Annotated in this window: 17 protein-coding genes; 9 read left to right on the top strand and 8 right to left on the bottom strand. The window is 64.7% G+C overall.

Going from position 1 to position 16,514, the window contains the following annotated elements:
* The first annotated feature begins 7 nt into the window (after positions 1-7).
* Together choW and choV are read left to right on the top strand one after the other, a co-directional pair.
* A complete protein-coding gene (gene choW / locus EOB49_RS07215) occupies positions 8-862 on the top strand; it encodes a choline ABC transporter permease subunit (protein WP_127380590.1) in 855 nt (284 codons plus the stop codon).
* The gene (choV, locus tag EOB49_RS07210; RefSeq protein ID WP_024504539.1) at positions 859-2,040 is read left to right on the top strand and encodes a choline ABC transporter ATP-binding protein; all 1,182 of its coding nucleotides are present in this window, start codon (positions 859-861) and stop codon (positions 2,038-2,040) included. The genes choW and choV overlap by 4 nt, the downstream gene beginning before the upstream one ends.
* A 52-nt stretch (positions 2,041-2,092) precedes the next feature.
* Here the strand turns inward: choV and EOB49_RS07205 are convergent, their stop codons facing one another.
* Together EOB49_RS07205 and EOB49_RS07200 are read right to left on the bottom strand one after the other, a co-directional pair.
* Positions 2,093-3,499 (bottom strand): ATP-binding protein, encoded by a 1,407-nt coding sequence (locus EOB49_RS07205; protein WP_127380589.1) that lies wholly within the window; start codon positions 3,497-3,499, stop codon positions 2,093-2,095.
* On the bottom strand, positions 3,496-4,212 hold the full coding sequence (locus EOB49_RS07200) for a response regulator transcription factor (protein WP_127380588.1): 717 nt from the start codon (positions 4,210-4,212) through the stop codon (positions 3,496-3,498). The genes EOB49_RS07205 and EOB49_RS07200 overlap by 4 nt, the downstream gene beginning before the upstream one ends.
* 252 nt (positions 4,213-4,464) lie before the next feature.
* Between EOB49_RS07200 and EOB49_RS07195 the strand changes: the two genes are divergently transcribed.
* The 4 genes from EOB49_RS07195 to clpS all read left to right on the top strand — a co-directional run bounded on the left by EOB49_RS07195 (position 4,465) and on the right by clpS (position 6,126).
* The gene (locus EOB49_RS07195; RefSeq protein ID WP_127266560.1) at positions 4,465-4,767 is read left to right on the top strand and encodes a hypothetical protein; all 303 of its coding nucleotides are present in this window, start codon (positions 4,465-4,467) and stop codon (positions 4,765-4,767) included.
* 39 nt (positions 4,768-4,806) lie between these two features.
* On the top strand, positions 4,807-5,040 hold the full coding sequence (locus tag EOB49_RS07190) for a hypothetical protein (protein WP_127380587.1): 234 nt from the start codon (positions 4,807-4,809) through the stop codon (positions 5,038-5,040).
* 174 nt (positions 5,041-5,214) lie between these two features.
* A complete protein-coding gene (locus EOB49_RS07185) occupies positions 5,215-5,580 on the top strand; it encodes a hypothetical protein (RefSeq protein ID WP_127266561.1) in 366 nt (121 codons plus the stop codon).
* A gap of 240 nt (positions 5,581-5,820) precedes the next feature.
* On the top strand, positions 5,821-6,126 hold the full coding sequence (gene clpS, locus EOB49_RS07180; RefSeq protein WP_023809857.1) for an ATP-dependent Clp protease adapter ClpS: 306 nt from the start codon (positions 5,821-5,823) through the stop codon (positions 6,124-6,126).
* A 2-nt stretch (positions 6,127-6,128) separates the two neighbouring features.
* Here clpS and EOB49_RS07175 read toward each other — a convergent pair whose 3' ends face one another.
* The 4 genes from EOB49_RS07175 to EOB49_RS07160 form a co-directional block, all read right to left on the bottom strand.
* The gene (locus EOB49_RS07175; protein ID WP_127380586.1) at positions 6,129-8,207 is read right to left on the bottom strand and encodes a hypothetical protein; all 2,079 of its coding nucleotides are present in this window, start codon (positions 8,205-8,207) and stop codon (positions 6,129-6,131) included.
* Between the two features lie 63 nt (positions 8,208-8,270).
* Complete coding sequence (locus EOB49_RS07170; protein WP_127380585.1) at positions 8,271-11,093, bottom strand: DUF4159 domain-containing protein; 2,823 nt, start codon at positions 11,091-11,093, stop codon at positions 8,271-8,273.
* Positions 11,090-12,109 carry a DUF58 domain-containing protein gene (locus tag EOB49_RS07165; protein WP_127380584.1) on the bottom strand — a complete coding sequence of 340 codons (1,020 nt, stop codon included), beginning with the start codon at positions 12,107-12,109 and terminating at the stop codon, positions 11,090-11,092. The genes EOB49_RS07170 and EOB49_RS07165 overlap by 4 nt, the downstream gene beginning before the upstream one ends.
* The gene (locus tag EOB49_RS07160; RefSeq protein ID WP_127271985.1) at positions 12,109-13,113 is read right to left on the bottom strand and encodes a MoxR family ATPase; all 1,005 of its coding nucleotides are present in this window, start codon (positions 13,111-13,113) and stop codon (positions 12,109-12,111) included. Before EOB49_RS07160 ends, EOB49_RS07165 begins: the two co-directional genes overlap by 1 nt.
* 154 nt (positions 13,114-13,267) lie before the next feature.
* Here EOB49_RS07160 and EOB49_RS07155 point away from each other — a divergent pair, with 154 nt between their 5' ends.
* From EOB49_RS07155 to EOB49_RS07145, 3 genes are read left to right on the top strand one after another with little or no spacing between them, the layout of a single operon-like run.
* Positions 13,268-13,897 carry a DUF1285 domain-containing protein gene (locus tag EOB49_RS07155; protein ID WP_127380606.1) on the top strand — a complete coding sequence of 210 codons (630 nt, stop codon included), beginning with the start codon at positions 13,268-13,270 and terminating at the stop codon, positions 13,895-13,897.
* Positions 13,897-14,529, top strand: a complete 633-nt coding sequence (locus EOB49_RS07150; protein WP_127320584.1) for a CoA pyrophosphatase — start codon at positions 13,897-13,899, stop codon at positions 14,527-14,529. The genes EOB49_RS07155 and EOB49_RS07150 overlap by 1 nt, the downstream gene beginning before the upstream one ends.
* Positions 14,526-15,791 carry a CCA tRNA nucleotidyltransferase gene (locus EOB49_RS07145; protein ID WP_127380583.1) on the top strand — a complete coding sequence of 422 codons (1,266 nt, stop codon included), beginning with the start codon at positions 14,526-14,528 and terminating at the stop codon, positions 15,789-15,791. The genes EOB49_RS07150 and EOB49_RS07145 overlap by 4 nt, the downstream gene beginning before the upstream one ends.
* Position 15,792: 1 nt before the next feature.
* Here the strand turns inward: EOB49_RS07145 and EOB49_RS07140 are convergent, their stop codons facing one another.
* Together EOB49_RS07140 and EOB49_RS07135 are read right to left on the bottom strand one after the other, a co-directional pair.
* Positions 15,793-15,978, bottom strand: coding sequence for a DUF1059 domain-containing protein (locus tag EOB49_RS07140; protein ID WP_127269428.1), 186 nt, complete (start codon positions 15,976-15,978; stop codon positions 15,793-15,795).
* 234 nt (positions 15,979-16,212) lie between these two features.
* Positions 16,213-16,473 carry a DUF1344 domain-containing protein gene (locus EOB49_RS07135; protein ID WP_127269427.1) on the bottom strand — a complete coding sequence of 87 codons (261 nt, stop codon included), beginning with the start codon at positions 16,471-16,473 and terminating at the stop codon, positions 16,213-16,215.
* Between the last annotated feature and the right edge of the window lie 41 nt (positions 16,474-16,514).

Genomic DNA, 16,514 nt, shown 5'->3' with positions numbered 1-16,514 from the left:
GGGCAAGATGGATCCGATTTCAAAATTCTTTGTCAGTTATAAAATCCCCATAGGCGAATGGGGCAAAGCGTTCTTCACCTTCCTTACCGACAATTTCAACACCTTCTTCCGCGGTCTCTCCGGCGGTTTGAATTTCCTGCTCGACGGAGTGGTCGACTCGCTGCTGCTGGTACCGCCCGTCCTTCTGATCGCGCTGATTGCACTGCTTGCCTATTATCTGCAGCGATCGAGAGGCTTGGCCGTGGCTGTCTTTCTCGGGTTGCTGTTCATCCTCAACCAGAACCTCTGGAAGCAGACGGTAGAGACGCTGGTGCTGGTGGTTGCCGCCGCCGCCGCCTCGATGGCCATCGGTGTGCCACTCGGTATCTGGGCGGCGCACAAGCCGAAGGTCTATCGCGTCATGCTGCCGGTGCTCGATTTGATGCAGACGCTGCCGACCTTCGTCTACCTGATCCCGGTGCTGACGCTGTTCGGCCTCGGCAATGCGCCCGGCCTCATCGTCACCATCATCTTCGTCATCCCGACCGCGGTTCGTCTGACGCATCTCGGCGTTGTCTCGGTGCCGAAGTCGATCGTCGAGGCCGGCGAGGCGTTCGGCGCCACTAAGAGCCAGTTGCTGTGGAAGGTGGAGCTGCCCTCGGCGCTGCCCACCATCATGGCCGGTCTGACGCAATCGATCATGCTGTCGCTGTCGATGGTGGTGTTTGCCGCACTGATCGGCGCCGGCGGCCTCGGCACCGAAATCAACCGGGCGCTGGGTTCGCGCAAGATCGACCTCGGGCTCGAGGCGGGCCTCGCCATCGTCGTTTTGGCCATCGTGCTCGACCGGATGACCCGCATCGCCGTTGGAGGCAAGAAATGACCGTCGCCGTCGATTTCCGGAACGTCGATATCGTCTTCGGCGCCGACCAGGCCGGATCGCTGAAAATGATCGACGCCGGAGCCAGCCGCGCCGAGATCCTCGAAAAGACCGGCAATGTACTGGGTTGCGCCGGCGCCAGCCTGACCGTGAACGAGGGCGAAATCTCCGTGCTGATGGGTCTCTCCGGTTCGGGCAAGTCGACATTGCTGCGGGCGGTCAACCGGCTCAACGTGGTGTCGCGCGGCCAGGTGCTGGTCAAGGATGGCGACAAAACCGTCGACGTCGTCACCTGCGACGAGGCGACCCTGCGGCGCCTGCGCCAGAAACAGGTGGCGATGGTGTTCCAGCAGTTCGGCCTTTTGCCCTGGCGCACGGTGGAGGAGAATGTCGGTCTCGGCCTCGAACTCGCCGGCGTACCGGAAGCCGAGCGCAAGGAGCGCGTGCAACGCCAGCTCAAGCTGGTCAATCTCGACCAGTGGTCGAAGAAATACGCGCATGAGCTGTCGGGCGGCATGCAGCAGCGCGTCGGCCTGGCGCGGGCCTTCGCCACCGAGGCGCCGATCCTGCTGATGGACGAGCCGTTCTCGGCGCTCGACCCGCTGATCCGCACCAAGCTGCAGGACGAATTGTTGCAGCTGCAGGCCGAATTGAAGAAGACCATCATCTTCGTCAGCCACGACCTCGAGGAGGCGCTGAAGATCGGTTCCCACATCACCATCATGGAGGGTGGGCGCATCGTGCAAACCGGCGCGCCGGAGGACATCGTGCTGCGGCCCGCCAACGACTATGTCCGCGACTTCATCGCCAATGTGAACCCGCTGTCGGTGCTGACCGCCTGGAACGTGATGCGCGACCGTCGCGATCTGGAGCACGGCAAGGACGGCTGGGTGTGGCTCGACCGCCGCAAGACAACGCGCTTCAAGATCGATGATCACGGGCTTGTGGCGGCGGCCGAACGCGATGGCAAGCCGGCGGTCTGGGTGTCGTGCGCCGACGTCGAAGGCCAATCCGAAGAAGCCGCGCAAGTGTTCTGGGCCAATCCGGGCACCTCGCTGAAAACCGTGATGCTGGCCATGCACCGTTCGCAGACCGCTCCCGTGGCGCTGTTCGACGATCAGTCGCGCTTCGTCGGCGCCATCGGTATCCGCGATGTGCTGAGCGCGGTGCTGCGGCGGTAGGTTCTTCGGAACCAACGGCGACGAGGCGCGGCGACCAATCGCACCTCTTTTTTTAAGCCGCCAGCGGCAGGCGCAGTTGCGTTAGCAGGCCACCGCCCGGGTTGTTGGACAGGCTGATCTCGCCGCCGGCGGCGCGCGCGATGTTGCGGGCGATGGTCAGGCCGAGGCCCAGACCGCCGGTCTGGCGGTTGCGCGATTGTTCGAGGCGCACGAACGAGCCGAACACGGCGTCGATCTGTGCCTGCGGTATCCCGGGCCCTTCATCGCGGATGGTGAGCAGGATCATGCCTTCCGACCGGCGCAGCGTAAGATGCGCCTTCTTGCCGTAGGTGACCGCGTTCTGCACCAGATTGGTGACACAGCGCTTGAGCGCGACCGGCCGCGCCATGCAGATCAGCCCGCGCGAACGGGTCTCGTCGTCGAACGATACGTCGTCATAGCCGTCGGCGATCGATTCCACGAGCGACCAGAAATCGATGCGTTCGTTCTTTTCCTCGGTCACTTCGAAGGTGGCGAAGTCGATCACCGAGCTGGCGATGCCCTCGACATCGGCGAGGTCGTGCGCCAATGCCTCGCGGACCGCCGATTTGCGCAACAGCTCCAGGCGCAGGCGCATCCTGGTCATCGGCGTGCGCAGATCATGCGCCAGTGCCGCCGCCAGATGTTCGCGGTCTTCGACATATTCGCGCAACCTTGCCTGCATGGCGTTGATCGCCTTGGCGGCGGCTCGCACTTCGCGGCTGCCGCTCTCAGCGATCGGTGGGCTCTTCAGATCCTTGCCGATCCGGTTCACGGCGGTTTCCATCATCCGGTAGGGCGCCGTCAGACGGTGCAGCGACCAGATGGACATGATCACCACCAGCCCTGCGATCAGCGAATAGAGCGGCAGGCTGTCGAAGCTCAGGATCGGGCCGACCGGCGTGATCGGCTCGGTGAAGTTCAGCCATTGGCCGTCGGCGAAGCGCAGCGACGCCGTCAGCTTGTCGCTCTGGGCGAAGTCGGCGGCCAATACCAGAAGGTCGCGTTCGACCTGGCCGATGTCGGGTCCCGGCGCCGTGCCGTCCGCGTCATCGGCCTCGCGCGTCGCCGGATCGCGGCGTACGCGTGCATCGGTGATGCCGAATTTCGACAGCCTGCCGACGAGGATGTCTTCGAGTTCGGCCAGTTCGTCGTCACCGGCGATCGACGAAGTGACCGCCGGTGTGTCCGAAATGGTGAGCGCATAGGTTGAATTGAACAGGCCGCTCGCCGTCGCCTTGCGCTCGTCCGGACTGGCGTCATGCATGAGCTGCACCAGCGAGAAGGCACGGTCGTTGAGCCGGTAGAGGTCGACGACGTCGTTGGCGGCCGCGCGGTCGCGCGATACGATGTAAAGGGTCGCGACCTGGCTGATCAGCAGGCCGGCGATGACGATCAGCAGCACCCAGACAGGCAAGGTCTGCGGCAGGAAACGCCTCATTCGGAGGTCGTCTCGGGCAGGAACTGGTTGCCGCCGCTGCGTACGGTCAGGATCAGCTTGGGCGTCTTCGGGTCGTCCTCCATCTTGCGTCGCAACCGGCTGACCAGGATGTCGATGCTGCGGTCGAAGGAATAGTCGCTGTCGCCGCCGGACAGTTCGATTAGCTGGTCGCGGGTCAGCACGCGCTGCGCGCTCTTGACGAAGGTCTGCAGCAGGTTGAATTCGGCCATGGTCAGTTCGACCCTGACATCGTCGGGTGCGATCAGCCGGCGCCGAGCACAGTCCATCGTCCAGCCGGCGAAGCGGTAGATCTGCTTGGTAGAAGCGCGCTTGGGCTCGGCGGCGCCATTGCGCCTGAGCACGGCGCGGATGCGCGCCAAAAGCTCGCGCGGGTCGAAGGGTTTGGGCACATAGTCGTCGGCGCCCATTTCCAGGCCGACGACGCGGTCGGTCGTCTCGGTGACGGCGGTCAGCATGATGATCGGCGTCGAATACTGGGCCCGCAGGTCGCGGCACAGCTCCAGCCCGCTCTTGCCGGGCAGCATCACGTCAAGGACGATGAGGTCCACCTGGACGCGCCGCAGGATGGTCCCCATCTCGACGCCGTCGGCGGCAACCGAGGTGTGCAGGCCCCGCTTCTGGAAGAATTCCTGCAGCAGGTCGCGGATACCCTTGTCGTCGTCGACGATCAGTATGTGTGCGTCGGATTTCACAGCAGCCCTGTCATTGTTGCCAAGCCCTTCTGTCTTTGATTGCCAAGCCCTTCTGTCACAACCCACACGATAGAATTCAGGCCATATGTTGGCCAGTGGCTATGATGGGCTCACACCGGCTTTCTCAGACACAATCCAGAAACAAAATTCTACAGTTCAGAAAAACTCCTGAAAAATTTCAAGGGCATAACTGGTCTCGTGGCGGTCAGGTCATCGGCTGCGACGCTAGTCTCCGGGTTTACGGATAAACCGATGCCAAGGTTGTCGATCAGTTTGTTGGGTGCGTTGCTGGGCTTCTGCCTGGTCACTGCCGCTGTCGGACAATCGGACGCAAAGGTGACGCTCACAACCCGGAGCGAACGGTGCGCCAATCTCAGCCACCAATTTGATGAAGCCCTCGAAACCCACGCCACGGCAACGCAGGTCACCGCGGCAAAGGCACTTCAGAGAAAGGGCAACCGGTACTGCGCCGCCAAGAAACAGGCGCAGGGCATCCGGATGCTCGCCAATGCTTTGAAGCTGCTTGGAGTGACGCCGAACGACCCGGTTCAGTAACACTCAGAAACTTGACCCGCATAAAAAGGAAACGAAGCCATGAAAAAGTCCATCCTCTCCGCCACCGGTCTCGCCCTCGCTCTGGCTTTCGCGATGCCGGCTCTCGGCAACGCCGCCGCCACCACGACCGCTGCTCCGGCTGCTTCGACGACCACAGCTCCGGCGACTGCCGCTCCGGCCAAGGCTGCTCCGAAGAAGGTCGTCAAGAAGACCGTCAAGAAGCACAAGAAGGCTGCCGAGAAGGCCGTCAAGAAGGACGCCCCGAAGACGTAATCAGGTCCGGCACAAAATGCCGGCCTGTTGGCTAAGGACGCTCCAGCTGGTTTCGGCTGGAGCGTCCTTCTTCCTGTCCGAGCCACTGAAGCCCTGACGAAGTCTGGCACCGGCAGCTTCCGCCTCGACTGACACTTAACCCGTTTGCAACGCCGGCCGTGTAGGACAATCCGCATGAAGAAGCGGCTTTCGTCCATTTTGCGCTCGATGGTGATCGGCGGCCTGGTTGCCACCGGCGTCGCCAGGGTGCTGATCCTGTTCACCGCCAGCCCGGTGCCCGATCCGGCCACCGGACGCACCGAGCCTTCGCTGTTCGCGCCGGCGATTTCCACCAACTGGGACTACATCACGCCGGCACAGACCTGGCTGCTGATCGTGCTGACAGGCGCGACGTTGATCTGCGTCGCCGCGTGGCCGATCACGGTCTGGCTGGAACGCCGGGCGGATGCGGGTGGAAACCGCTTTCACCCCGATATCCGGCCCGCCACGACCGCGCGGCAGATTCCCAGCCGTCGCATGTTCGGCCGCCAGGGCCGTTGAACGGCAACCGACACTTTCCCACATGATTGTGAATGGCCGCGTCGGCGGACACTGGTTTTCGTGCGTCGACCAAAACGGACGACCGCTTTCGCTGGTGCCAGAATGGCGGCAGGGTTGCTACGCCAGAGCAATTCACCGTTTCGTGGAAACGGCGAACCGTTCTGATCCTTTGTCTTGACGCAATTCCGGGCGGAAAACCGTTTTACACTTTTCCTGGAATTGCTCTAACTGTCGGTTCCAATGCCTGAAATCACCACAAAACCGCGCGTCCAGGTCAAGCCGCAGGTCGAACGGCCAAAGCTCTACAAGGTCATCCTCATCAATGACGATTTCACGCCGCGCGAATTCGTCGTGACGGTGCTGAAGGGTGAGTTCAAACTCAGCGAAGACCAGGCGCATCGGGTGATGATCACCGCGCATCGTCGCGGCGTCTGCGTCGTCGCCGTGTTCACCAGGGATGTCGCCGAGACCAAGGCGACGCGCGCCACCGATGCCGGCAAGGCCAAGGGCTATCCGCTGATGTTCACGACGGAGCCGGAAGAGTAGCTCTACCGTCCTTCGCGGTACCACATCGAACCCATTGCCAGAAGCAGCAGGCCGAGGCCGAGGAAGCCGCCGAACAGCGGCACGCGCGAGACGGCCTTGAGCACGCTGTCGTCCGTGGTGCGCAGTCCGATCCAGTCGTTGCCGGACGCGGCACCAGCCGAGCGCACAGGCACGATGGAAGGCAGCGTCACGTCGCTGCCAAGGGCTGTGGACGACGCCAGCCGGCGCACGCTGCCGCCGGTGGCTTCAGCCGGCGCCTTCAGCCGGCTTTCGGTGGAAATGACGTCGGCGAATTCCGGGGCGTTGACCGGCCCGACATGGGCGAGCGCGGTGAGGTCGCCATTGGCGACCTGATAGAGGCCGATCTCGCTGGTCTCGACGCTGCCGAGGAAGACGCCGGGCTCGGATTTCTCGAGCTTGACGGTCAAGGTCTTGCCGGATGGGGTGATGATCTGCGCGGGGCCGGGATCGTCGGCCATCGTCTGGCGGCGGATTTCCAGCACCATGCCGCGGCCGTCGGCGGTCAGCCGCTCTTCCTCGAGCTCAGGCTCCTTCATCAGCCAGTGGGCGATGCGCCGGTAGAGCTGGACATGCGGGCCGCCGCCCTCGAAGCCGCGCGCCCACAGCCAGCCCTGATCGGACAGCAGCATGCCGACGCGGCCTTCGCCCTTACGGTCGAGCAACAGCAGCGGCCGGTTGTCGGCGCCCTTCATCACCACTGCGCCTTCGGGATTCTGCACGCCGATGGTGCGGAACCAGCGGCTCCAGTGCGGCGGCTCGGTGGCAGAGCCATCCAGCCCACGCGTCACCGGGTGGCGCTGGCCGAGTTCGGTGAGGCGCGGATAGAAGGCCTTGTCGACCACCTCGCCGGTCGGCATCGCCGGCAGGGCGGACATCAGCGGCGTACGCGCGATCGAGCTTTCGCCGGCATATTCGGGGCCGGCCGCGATCAGCAGCGCGCCGCCCTTTTCGACATATTCGGAGATGTAGTCGTAATAGAGGATCGGCAGCACGTCGCGGTGCTGGTAGCGGTCGAAAATGATGAGGTCGAAATCCTTGATCTTCTCGACGAACAGTTCGCGGGTCGGGAAGGCGATCAGCGACAATTCGTTGATCGGCGTGCCGTCCTGCTTTTCCGGCGGCCGCAGGATGGTGAAATGGACGAGATCGACCGAGGCGTCGGATTTCAGCAGGTTGCGCCAGGTGCGTTCGCCGGCATGCGGCTCGCCGGAGACGAGCAGCACGCGCAAGTTCTCGCGAATGCCGTCGATGAGCGCGATGGCGCGGTTGTTGGTGTCGGTCAGTTCGCCCGGTTCGCGATCGATGGCGAGTTCGACGATGTTGCGCCCGGCACCCGGAATGGTCACCTGCAGCGGCATCGCCTGGCCAACGGTGGCGTGCTCGACCGCGACCTGTTCGCCATTGACCGAAACGCGCACATCGACCGGGCCGGTCTCGTTTTCGGTCGAGATGACACGGTAGGTCATGTCGAGGGGCTTGCCGACGAGGCCGAAGCGCGGCGCGTTCTCGAAGCGGATGCGGCGGTCCTTTTCGTGGTCGTTGCCGGTGATCAAAGCATGCAGCGGGGCGTTGAAATCGGGCGCACCGGGGGGCGCGTCATGGACCTCGCCATCGGTGATCATGATGGCGCCGCCGATGCGTGACGGCGGCACGTCGCGGAAGGCGCCTTCAAGCGCGCCGAACAGCCGTGTCTCGGTGCGCTCCTCGGCGGCCTCGGATTTGCCGGCTTCGACGACGCGCACGTCGAACTGCTTGAAGCGGCCAAGCCGCTGCTGCAGCCCGGCCAACGCCTCGTCGGTCTGCTTGGTGCGGTCGCCGATATCCTGGCTCTGGCTGCGGTCGACGACGAGGGCGACAACGCTTTTCAGTGGCTCACGCTCCTCGTTGAGGAACACCGGGTTGAACAAAGCGGCGGCGAGCGCCACAAGGGCGATGAAGCGGAAGACCGAACCGCGCTGGCGAAACCACAAGCCGACCAGCGCAAGCAGCGCCAGCGGCACCAGCGCCAAGGCCAGCAGTGGCCAGGAGATCAGCGGTTCGAAGGAGATCGACCAATTCATTCCTTACCCTCCTCTTTTTGGGGAGGGTTTATCCGCGACCGGAGGGCACCAAACAAACTCATTCTACTGCCCCAGCCGTTCGAGCAGTATGGGCACGTGCACCTGGTCGGATTTGTAGTTGCCGGTCAGCATGTACATCATGATGTTGACGCCGGCGCGCAGCGCGTAGATGCGCTGCATCGGGTCTGCCGGCACAGTCGGCAGCAGCGCATCGCCGTTCTCGTCGACCGCCCAGGCGCCAGCGAAATCATTGGCGGTGATCATGATCGGCGAGACGCCATCGCCGGTACGCACCGGCCGGTTCTCGGCGTTGCTGGCGTCGAGCGAGGCCTCGACCCAGAGCGGGCTGCCGGCGAAGCGGCCGGGGAATTCGGGTAGGATGAAGAAGGATTTGGTCAGCACGTGGTCGGACGGTACCGGTTCCAGCGGCGGCACGTTGAGGTTGCCGAGGATGTCGCGCAGCCGCTCCGTCGCCGGGCTGGTCGAATCGGCGCCGATGCCGTTGGCGAATTGGTCGCGGGTGTCGAACAGCACCGTGCCGCCTTGCTGCATATAGGCGTCGACGCGGGCGATCGCTGCCTGGCTGGGCATCGGTGCGGCCGGATCGATCGGCCAGTAGATCAGCGGATAGAACGACAACTCGTCCCTCGAAATGTCGACGCCAGCCGGCTCGCCCGGTTCCAGCGCCGTCTTCTCGACCAGAAAGCGCGTCAGGCCCTCGAGCCCGGCGCGGCTGATCGAATCGTCGCCCGGCACGCCGGTCAGCACATAGGCGATGCGGGTCTTCGAAATCGCCTCGATGGCAATTTCGTCACCCGGCTTGGCGTCGTCGGCGCGGGCAAGGTCGGCATGACCGAACAAGCTACCCAGCGCAATCAGGATGGCGGCGGTGGTTGCCACCGCACCGGCGCGGCGCGGCCGGCGTGAAAACAGGCCGCCCATCCAGAATACCGCCAGCGTGTCGAGTAGCATCAGCACCAGGGCGGCCGCCACCAGCGCGCCCTTCAAATTGCGCGATTCGTCAAAGGCATACTGGATCGAGGTGATGGGAACAGTGATTTGCGGGCGCGCCAGCGGGGCCAGCGTGCTGTCGGCTTCAAGCAAATTATGGGCAAATACACCCGTCTCGGAACCATAGAGACCGGGCGGGTTTTCAAAAGTCACCGGCAGCGCGCCGGCGCCCGGCACCAGCGGCCGTGCATCCGGCGTCGGCGGCACCAGCGAGCCGTCGGCTGCAATCATGCGATAGGGCGCCAGCGATGCCGCGGCGGCTTCGGCATTGGCGATGGCCGCGCCCTGGTTGCGCGACAGCTGCACGATGCGGCGCAGCATCTCGACGAAGCTGCCAGAGATCGGCAGGTTCGACCAGGTTGCCTCAGGGGTGACGTGGAACAGCACCAGCGTGCCCTTGCCTTTCTTCAGTCCGGTGACCAGCGGCGTGCCGTCGGCAAGGGCCGCCCAGGTGCGCTCGACGATATCGGGTGTCGGCTCGGCCAGCACCTGCCTGCTGACGGTGACCTCGGTCGGCGGCGCCAGATCGGCGAACGGGCCGGCCTTAGGGAATTCGGTGACAGGCTGCGGCGACGTCCATGACAGCGCGCCGCCGAGCGAACGCTCGCCGGTGCGCAGGCGGACCGGCAGCAAATCGTCGTCATCGCCCGCCGTGGCCAGCCGCGAACCGGCGAAACGCACCAGCGTGCCGCCATTGTCGACCCAATCGACAAGTCTCTGCCGGACCTGTCCGGGAATGGTGCCGATATCGGCCATGACGATCATCGCGGGCTTCTGGTCGAGAATCTGCGGGATGGCGTCGGCAAGATCGGCGCTGGAGGGTTCGACCAGATCGGCGAAGGGCTGAAGCGCCCGCCTGATGTAGTAGAGCGGCGACAAAAGCGGCTGTGCCTGGTCGGCCTCGGCCTGCGACAATAGACCGACGCGCCGCCGCTTGGAGCTTTCGTCGAGGACGCGGACCGCACCAGCCTGCCGCTCGCCGTCGAGCGCGATGGAAGCGAAGTCGTTGCGCAGCTCGAACGGCACCGCCATGGTGCCGGTGGCGGTGGTTTCGCCAGGCGAAAAGGTCAGCGTCGCATCGGCGATGCGGCGGCCCTTGTCATCGAAGGCGCCGGCGGTGACCTGAGCAGGGGCAGGGTCGCCCGGCGCGCGGATGGCGGTCAGTGCAAAGCCGTCGACCTGGTTGTCGGCGGCGGTCAGGCCGGTCAGCGACAGCCTGTCTGCGGTTGCCCAGACGACACGCGCGGCATTTTTCGACAAAAGCGTGTTGAACGCGGCTTCATCGCCCTTTGCCGCCAGGCCGTCGGCAAGCACGGCGACGCTGGCCCCGGGCAAGGTCTCCAGCACGCCGGCGACGCGGGCATAGATGGCGGGCCGGTCGGTCGGGATCGGCCGCGGCTTGGCGGCGCGCAGCCGGTCAAGCGCGGTGGCGGCATCGAACGGGCCGATCTCGGCATTGGCCTTTTCGGCAGTGAAGGCGATGACGATCGGCACGCCGTTGGAGCCGGCATCGTTGATCAGCCGCTCGGCGGTGGCGACGCGTTTGCCCCAGTCTGCGGCACTTGCCCAGTCATTGTCGATGACCAGGGCAAGGGCGGCTCCCTCGGCCGGCAGCTTTTCGCGCGGGTTGAAGACCGGGTCGGCCAATGCCGCGACGATGAGGGCCGCCATCAAGAGCCTGAGCAGCGTCAGCCACCACGGGCTCTGCTGCGGCGTCTCCTCGCGCTTCAGCACGCGCGCCAGGATCTTCAGCGGCGGGAAGATTTCGGTCTGCGGCTTGGGCGGCGTCAGCCTGAGCAGCCACCAGATCACCGGCAGTGCCAGCAGGCCCCACAGCACCATGGGGGCGCCAAAGGAAAGCGGCAGCCAACTCATGCGCCAGCCTTTCCTGGCCGATCGCCACCGGCGATCGTGCCGGCACGACTGCCAAAGTCGGTCGGCCCTGGCTGATCGCCGCTGGCGATCATGCCTGCATGACCGCCGGCGGTCGGCCTGGCCGAGGGGCCGTCAGCAGTCATCGCCATGTGCAGCCGCACCAGTGCGTCGGAAGCGAGCCGATCGGTGTGGTTGACGGTAAAGCTCCAGCCAAGCCGTTTGCACCAGGCCGTCAGTTCATGGCGGCGGGCGGCGTAGAGCAGGCGATACTCATCACCCAGCATTTCGGCGCGGCCGGCGGTCAGCTTGTCGCCGGTCTCGGGATCGGTGAACTCGGTTCGGCCGGCATAGGGGAAGGTCTCCTCGGCCGGGTCCGCGACCTCGATCAGGTGCGCGCGCACGCCGTGGCGGGCCAGCACGTCGAGCCAGGCCATCGTCTCTTCGACCGGATCGAGGAAGTCGCTGACGATGACGATGTCGCAGAAGCGCCTGATGTCGGACAGGTCGGGTTTTGCCGGCAAATCGCCGGCATGCATCAACTGGGCGGCGATGCGTTCGGCGCCGTTGCGGGCGGTGAACGGGTCGGTGAGGCCCGGCCAGGCGATGCGCTCGCCGCTGCGCGACAACAGTTCGGCCATGGCCAGCGCCAGCACCAGTGCGCGCGATTGCTTGGAAACGCTGGCGCCGGTCGATTTGTAGAGCATCGACGGCGAGGGGTCGGCCCACAGCCAGACCGTATGGGCGGCTTCCCATTCGCGGTCGCGCACATAGGTGTGGTCGTCGCGGGCCGAGCGGCGCCAGTCGATGCGCGAGGAATCTCCCTCGACATAGGGCCGGAACTGCCAGAAATTTTCACCGATGCCGCGCTTGCGGCGGCCATGCCAGCCGGCGATCACGGTGTTGACGATGCGGCGCGCCTCGACCAGCAGGTCTGGCACAAGCGAGGCTCGCAACCGGCCACGGGCGAGCGCGTCGCGCGTCGCTGCCGGAGCCTGGACCTCGCCGATGCGCGGCATCAAATTCCTTTCACGAGTTTCGCCACCACGTCACGCACGCCGGTGCCTTCGGCGCGGGCGGCGAAGGTCAGCGCCATACGATGCTGCAGCACCGGCTCGGCCAGCGCACGGACGTCGTCAACCGAGGGCGCCAGCCGTCCGTCGTAAAGCGCGCGCGCCCTTGTGCACAGCATCAGCGCCTGGCTGGCGCGCGGGCCGGGACCCCAGGCGACGTTCTTGTCGGTCTCGGCATTGCCTTGGCCGGGACGCGCCGAGCGCACCAGCGTCAGGATCGCCTCGACGACGCTTTCAGGCACCGGCATGCGGCGGATCAGCGTCTGGATCTCCTTCAGCCGCACCGGCTGCAGCACGTTTTGCGCTTTCGCGTCCTCGATGCCGGTGGTTTCCAGAAGGATGCGGCGCTCTGCCTCGATCTCGGGATAGAGGATATCCACCTGCATCAGGAAGCGGTCAAGCTGGGCCTCGGGCAACGGATAGGTGCCTTCCTGCTCCAGCGGGTTTTGGGTTGCCAGCACGTGGAAGGGCGCCGGCAGGTCATGGCGGGCGCCGGCAATGGTGACGTGGTATTCCTGCATGGCCTGCAGCAGCGCCGACTGGGTACGCGGCGACGCGCGGTTGATCTCGTCGGCCATCAGCAACTGGGCGAAGATCGGCCCGGAGATGAAGCGGAAGGAGCGTTTGCCGGTTTCGTCCTGCTCCATCACTTCGGAGCCGAGGATATCGGACGGCATCAGGTCCGGCGTGAACTGGATGCGACGCGAATCGAGGCCGAGCACGATGCCAAGTGTTTCGACCAGCTTGGTCTTGGCGAGGCCCGGCACGCCGACCAAAAGCGCATGGCCACCGGCCAGCAGCGCCACCAGAGTACGCTCGACGACGCTTTCCTGTCCGAAGATGACCCGGCCGACCCCGTCGCGGATCCGGGAGATGTCGGCAAGCGCCTTTTCGGCCTCGGCGATCATGTCCTTTTCGCTGATAGGGCTTTCCTTGACCATCACGCTCATGCCGCATCGATCCTTGTGGTTGGAATACCATGGCTGGAACAACGGCTGCACCATACCATAAGTTGCCGCGATTCGGCCTCGCGTGGCGCCTATGTCGAAACTTAAATCACAGACTTAGGCTGACAAGCGCAACAACAGTGACTATTTCGTGACCATGACGGGACCCTTGGGACATCGTGAAGAAAGCCTGACGGATGCCACCGAGGCGCGTGGCCTCGAGGCGCTCATCTCGCGCGCCGCCCGTGCCGGCAAGGGCGCGGCACCCGTCGAACGCTGGAATCCCGACTTCTGCGGCGATCTGGACATGGAGATCAAGTCCGACGGCACCTGGTTCTATCTGGGCACGCCGATCGGGCGCATGCCGCTGGTGCAGCTTTTCTCCTCGGTGCTGCGCAAGGACGCCGATGGCAGGACCTATCTGGTGACACCGGTGGAAAAGGTCGGCATCCGCGTTGCCGATGCGCCGTTCATCGCCGTCGAAATGGACGTTTCGGGTAGCGGCGAAGCGCAGACCATCACCTTCCGCACCAATGTCGGCGATGTCGTCGAGGCCGGGCCGGAACGGCCGCTGCGCTTTGTCGACGAGAACGAGACCGGCGGATTGAAGCCCTATGTGCTGGTGCGGGGCCGTCTGGAGGCGCTGGTGGCGCGGCCGGTTATGTATGAGCTGGTCGGGCATGGCGAGGAGGTCGAGATCGGCGGCGAGACGATGTTCGCGGTGCGCTCCAAGGGCGCCGTGTTCCCGATCATGCCGGCGGCCCAGTTGAAGCGGCTGAGCGCATGATGGACCAGGTGACGCCGGCGCCGTTTTCATCCGTGGATTTTCGCGCGCGTTTTGCCGTGCAGCCGGATGCGCATGCCGGCGACGATTATGGCGATCATCGCTTCAACCCCGGCCATCCGCGCCTCGACCAGGGCAAGGCGCTGCGCAATGCCGCGGTGCTGATCCCGGTGGTCGATCATGAGGGCGATGCGACGGTTCTCCTGACCAAACGGGCCGAAAAGCTGCGCAGCCATTCGGGGCAGGTGGCATTTCCCGGCGGCACCATCGATCCGACCGATCCGAGCCCTGAGGCGGCGGCGCTGCGCGAGACTTTCGAGGAGATCGGGCTTGGCCGAGACCGCATCGAGATCATTGGCCGCATGCCCGACTATGTGGCCGGCAGCGGCTACCGCATCGCGCCGGTGCTGGGCATCGTGCGGCCCGGTTTCCAACTGACGCTCAACGCCGACGAGGTCGACGCCGCTTTCGAAGTGCCGCTGCGCTTCTTGATGGACCCGGCCAACCACAAGCGCGACAGCCGCATGTGGAACGATCTCGAATGGTTCTTCTACGACATGCCTTACGGCGACCGGCGCATCTGGGGCGTCACCGCCGGCATCATCCGTACCCTTTATGAAAGGCTTTATGCGTGAGTGTCTCGATCGCGGACAGGGCCGATTGGCTCGGCGACAAGCATCTGCAGCGCTTGCTGTTCGCACTGGCCGAAGGCGGTGAAGAGGCGCGAGTCGCCGGCGGCGCGGTGCGCAACACGCTGATGGGCCAGCCCGTCGCCGACATCGACATCGCCACCACCTGCCTGCCGCAGCAAACCCTCCGCCGCGCCGAAGCGGAAGGGTTCAAGGCGGTGCCAACCGGCATCGAACATGGGACAATCACCGTGGTTGCCGGCGGAAAACCTTATGAAATCACCACCTTGCGCGCCGATATCGAGACCGACGGGCGACGCGCGAAAGTGTCGTTCGGGCGCGACTGGAAGCTTGACGCCGAGCGGCGCGACTTCACCATCAATGCGCTCTATGCCGAGGCCGACGGCAGGGTTGTCGACCTGGTCGGCGGCATTGCCGACATCGAGGCACGCCGGCTGCGCTTCATCGGCGACCCGGAAGCGCGTATCCGCGAGGATTATCTGCGCATCCTGCGCTTCTTCCGCTTCTTCGCCTGGTACGGCGATGGACGGCCGGACGCCGAAGGGCTGAAAGCCTGCGCCCGGCTTAAGGAAGGGCTGGCCCAGCTTTCGGCCGAGCGCATCTGGTCGGAACTGAAGAAGCTCTTGTCGGCGCCCGATCCGTCACGGGCGCTGCTCTGGATGCGGCAGGCAGGCGTCTTGACCGCAGCGCTGCCGGAAAGCGAGAAATGGGGCATCGATGCCATCCATGGGTTGGCCAAGGCCGGGAAGGATCTGGGCTGGGCACCCGACCCGCTGCTCAGACTGGAAGCGATCGTGCCGCCCGATGCCGATCGCATGAAGACGCTCGCCGAGCGGCTCAAATTCTCGACAGCCGAAGCGGATCGCCTGCGCCACTGGGCGCTTGCCACCGCCGTCGAACCGAAGACGACCGAGGGCGAACTGGCGAAAAGGCTCTATCGCGGCGACCGGCAGGGGTTTGTCGACCGGCTGCGGCTGTCGCTTGCGGCAACCAGGGTGCGCGCCGTCGAGGACAATGAGGCGCTGCTCGAAGCCGGTGGCTTTTCGCGCCTGCTAGCCTTCGCCGTCAAATGGGAAAAGCCGTTGTTTCCGCTGAAAGGTGCCGATCTCACGGCGCTCGGCGCAACTCCAGGACCGAAACTCGGCGAAATCCTCAGGAATCTCGAGGCGGAATGGGTCGAAGCCGGGTTTACCCCTGATCGCGACGCGCTCCTCAAGCGCGCCGCCGAAGCTTTGAACGCCGGGTAGATCAGGCCGCGTCGCGGCTCTTTTCGATGCGCGAGCGGATCGCCTCGATCATCGTCTCGCGGATGACCGTCTCACCATGCGTCTCGCGCATGTGCTCGACGGCACGGCGCATGACCTCGGCCTCCTCGTCGGCACGCGTGTGCCAGTCACAGCCGGGCACGAGCGACCCGCAGTGAAATTCCTTCATGAGATTTCTCCTTTTCCTCCGTGAAGCCTGGTCGAGGCTCCGGTACTTTTTTTGGCTCATGGTCCAGTTCCAGGGTTTAATCCGCGGACCGCGAGCGGGTGAGAAGCATAACACAGATGGGGCGGCATTGGTTGCGGTCAACGGCAAAAAGGCGGAGCAGCGCTGCTCCGCCCTCTTAACACTACCCCGAAACAGGACCGGACATCGTCTCATCCTGCTCTGGCGGGCAAGCCATCATTTTGCGGCCTTGACGGCCTCGGCGACCTTGTTCTTGCCCTTCATATCCCATGAGACACGGACTTTTTCACCGACCTGCAGGCCAGGATCCTTGAAGGTCTTGGGAAGCGTAAAAGACGATCCATCGTCGAGGACCAGACTCATGGCCGTTGCGTCAAAGGTCTTGATCGTTCCGGTGGTGTGCTTGACGGCGGCGAATGCCACCGAACCGGAAGCGAGAAGGGCAGCGGCGGCGGCCGAAACAATGATCTTGCGCATTGCGAAGTACTCCTGGAAGTGGGGCATCCCTCTCAATGAGG

Origin of the sequence: Mesorhizobium sp. M7A.F.Ca.MR.148.00.0.0, from assembly GCF_003997735.1 — a bacterium.
In the GTDB taxonomy this organism is placed as follows: Bacteria; Pseudomonadota; Alphaproteobacteria; order Rhizobiales; family Rhizobiaceae; genus Mesorhizobium.
Note: the sequence above shows the minus strand (reverse complement) of the source record. Positions and strands in the feature narration are given on the sequence as shown.

Excerpts from the sequence above, each read along its gene's own strand:
- EOB49_RS07205 (WP_127380589.1), bottom strand. The coding sequence starts at position 3,499 with ATGAGGCGTTTCCTGCCGCAGACCTTGCCTGTCTGGGTGCTGCTGATC.
- EOB49_RS07160 (WP_127271985.1), bottom strand. The coding sequence starts at position 13,113 with ATGAGCGTGATGGTCAAGGAAAGCCCTATCAGCGAAAAGGACATGATC.
- clpS (WP_023809857.1), top strand. The coding sequence starts at position 5,821 with ATGCCTGAAATCACCACAAAACCGCGCGTCCAGGTCAAGCCGCAGGTC.
- EOB49_RS07140 (WP_127269428.1), bottom strand. The coding sequence starts at position 15,978 with ATGAAGGAATTTCACTGCGGGTCGCTCGTGCCCGGCTGTGACTGGCAC.
- choV (WP_024504539.1), top strand. The coding sequence starts at position 859 with ATGACCGTCGCCGTCGATTTCCGGAACGTCGATATCGTCTTCGGCGCC.
- EOB49_RS07155 (WP_127380606.1), top strand. The coding sequence starts at position 13,268 with ATGACGGGACCCTTGGGACATCGTGAAGAAAGCCTGACGGATGCCACC.
- EOB49_RS07165 (WP_127380584.1), bottom strand. The coding sequence starts at position 12,109 with ATGCCGCGCATCGGCGAGGTCCAGGCTCCGGCAGCGACGCGCGACGCG.
- EOB49_RS07175 (WP_127380586.1), bottom strand. The coding sequence starts at position 8,207 with ATGAATTGGTCGATCTCCTTCGAACCGCTGATCTCCTGGCCACTGCTG.
- EOB49_RS07190 (WP_127380587.1), top strand. The coding sequence starts at position 4,807 with ATGAAAAAGTCCATCCTCTCCGCCACCGGTCTCGCCCTCGCTCTGGCT.
- choW (WP_127380590.1), top strand. The coding sequence starts at position 8 with ATGGATCCGATTTCAAAATTCTTTGTCAGTTATAAAATCCCCATAGGC.
- EOB49_RS07150 (WP_127320584.1), top strand. The coding sequence starts at position 13,897 with ATGGACCAGGTGACGCCGGCGCCGTTTTCATCCGTGGATTTTCGCGCG.
- EOB49_RS07135 (WP_127269427.1), bottom strand. The coding sequence starts at position 16,473 with ATGCGCAAGATCATTGTTTCGGCCGCCGCCGCTGCCCTTCTCGCTTCC.
- EOB49_RS07170 (WP_127380585.1), bottom strand. The coding sequence starts at position 11,093 with ATGAGTTGGCTGCCGCTTTCCTTTGGCGCCCCCATGGTGCTGTGGGGC.
- EOB49_RS07185 (WP_127266561.1), top strand. The coding sequence starts at position 5,215 with ATGAAGAAGCGGCTTTCGTCCATTTTGCGCTCGATGGTGATCGGCGGC.
- EOB49_RS07195 (WP_127266560.1), top strand. The coding sequence starts at position 4,465 with ATGCCAAGGTTGTCGATCAGTTTGTTGGGTGCGTTGCTGGGCTTCTGC.